The 2,242-nt window shown below is 47.0% G+C and carries 1 protein-coding gene; it reads left to right on the top strand.

All coding sequences use genetic code 11. The features are described from left to right. Positions 1 to 177 precede the first annotated feature (177 nt). Positions 178 to 2,121, top strand: a complete 1,944-nt coding sequence (locus BM035_RS22085) for a hypothetical protein (protein WP_008171503.1) — start codon at positions 178 to 180, stop codon at positions 2,119 to 2,121. The last annotated feature ends 121 nt before the right edge of the window (positions 2,122 to 2,242 follow it).

Genomic DNA, 2,242 nt, shown 5'->3' with positions numbered 1-2,242 from the left:
GGTTCCATAATCCTAGGATGCGACGTAGAGTTGCTGCTCAGGACAGAAAACTGTTCGCCGTTTTAAAACCGTCCGTGGAAACGGGGTAGAACCCGACTGCGCGCCTACACAAATTACAATTATGTGCCATTATAAAAACTTCACCTCAATAGGGAGTGGGTTGGGGACATCGACATCATGGAGGATTTATCCGTGCAAAAAGCGATACTTTCGGTTGGTTTATTTTTTCTAGTTGGCTGTGCAGGTACCACAATAACAACACCCCTCGATACCGCTGCCAACGGGTTTCGCTATTCTCTCCCAGTCAGTCGCCTTAACCTTGAGGTGGAGAAAACGACAACCTTCCCCTCTGACGCTGTTTTCAATCAAACAGCGGTCGTGACTATGAAGGCGAACGAACGCCTCTCCATTATTACTCAGGGATTCCTTGAAACCTGTTATTCCACCGGCGTTGCTTATTCAGTCTCAAGAGTATTAGATTCAGAATTTGAGACCATCGCAGATACCAGCCAAGTGTATTCAATCCAGATTGAACCGGGCACTTTTGCCGATGGATCCGTTACGCTGATAAGAAACGAACGTGGGCTTCTGAAATCCGTGAACGCCAAACTAACGGGAAAGGCAGGAGAAGCACTAAAGACTAGCGCTAAGTTTTTAGCAAGGGTCATCGGCTACACGACTTCAGTCCCGTCCGTGCTCCCAACAGATACTAGTCTCTTACCCCAAAACGAAAAGTTTAATCTTTTCGGGGTGCCTATCGACGAAAGCTGTGAAGCGGTTAGAGCAAAATTGATTTCTGCAGCTGGGCTTAACGAAATTGTCACCCCGCTGATGCCAGAAACCCAGGTTATCGGCTTGCTAACAGGCCGGATTAAACCTGAGTGGTTCCAAGCGGTCGACCGCTTGAAAAAGGGAGTTACGGCCTCTCAGCAGAATATCGAGGAAATGACCAAAAAAGCAGCGAGTTCTGAGAGCGCAAAAGAAAAGAAAAGCTTGCTTGAAAGCATCGCCCTCGAAGAACAGCTTAAAACAAAACTAGAGCGTCAACTTTCGCGTTATACCGGCTACATCAATGCGTCGGATAAGAAAATCAAATCAAACTACGGAGTCAAACCGCCAGAAGCTGAAACGCTTAATCGAAGCTATGCGATTTCAGATATCATCGTCGACACAACTTCGGATGGCACTCTCGACTTGGCCGAGTTTGAAGAAATTGGTGTAGCGCCCGTTCTAGAAAGAATTAATCAGTCAGTGGCGACATCCCTTACTCGCGCTGACACCACAGACGAAGCCTTTATCGCCTATCGCGATCCAGAGCCTTTTGTATTTAAGCTCTTCGCTGCACAACCCCCAGAGCGTCCATTCAATGGATCTTCTTCCTCGGAAAAAACACCCGTCCAATGGAAAGCTAGCTTATCTGAAGTTGTGAATGTTATTGCTCCAGACTCACCAATCGGAAGAATCGCATATGAGGAAAATGCTTGGTCAAAAAGAGATCTACAACTGACCATTAACGATGACGGTTTTATTACTACAGCGAAGTATGATTTCACGTCATCTGGCAATGAGATATCGTCGGCGCTTGATGTCGCAAGCTCCAACTATATTGAAACCGTAGCAACAGCTGAGAAGGCGCGGCTTGATTTAGTGCAGCAGCGACAGACCTTCGCGAAAACCTACCTGAAAGACCAGGCGGAGATTCTTACGAAAAAGAAAGAAGTTTTGCAGAGCGAGCTTGATTTAAGAGGATTCAATAGCGACGCATATCTCGAGCTTCAAGCTGTTGAACAAGAGCTCGACTTACTTGAAAGCCAGCAAAGGCTTCTTTCGAAAGAGATTGAATTTGGGAAAACCGCTGGAACCGCAGAAGCGAATATTGACACTGCCATACTGCAATCTCAGCTAGGTCTTGTTCAGGCTCAACAGAACCTGTCTGGTTACGAAGCGAGTATTTCGAACAGTGCTGCTCAAATCGCAACCCAGCAGGCCATCACCGCACTGCTTCAACAGCAAATATCCACGCCCGATGACGAAGAGCTCAAGAGCGAAGTGAAATCACTACGACTTCAGTTAGAGTTGCTCATCCAAGAACTGGAGATCCGAGGCCAAATATCCGAGTAAAGATGGACAAGAGCGTACTCTTTTCAGAGTTATTGTCAAATCTGGTGTATGACCATCAGGCAGCGCTCCTGTCAGATTGATCCTCCACCGGTATTCCATCCTGAAACTGCACGTTGTCCAC

This window comes from Marinobacter sp. DSM 26671, assembly GCF_900112835.1.
In the GTDB taxonomy this organism is placed as follows: domain Bacteria; phylum Pseudomonadota; class Gammaproteobacteria; order Pseudomonadales; family Oleiphilaceae; genus Marinobacter; species Marinobacter flavimaris.
Note: the sequence above shows the minus strand (reverse complement) of the source record. Positions and strands in the feature narration are given on the sequence as shown.

Bases quoted from the DNA above. Each gene is read 5' to 3' on its own strand.
- BM035_RS22085 (WP_008171503.1), top strand. From the start codon at position 178: ATGGAGGATTTATCCGTGCAAAAAGCGATACTTTCGGTTGGTTTATTT.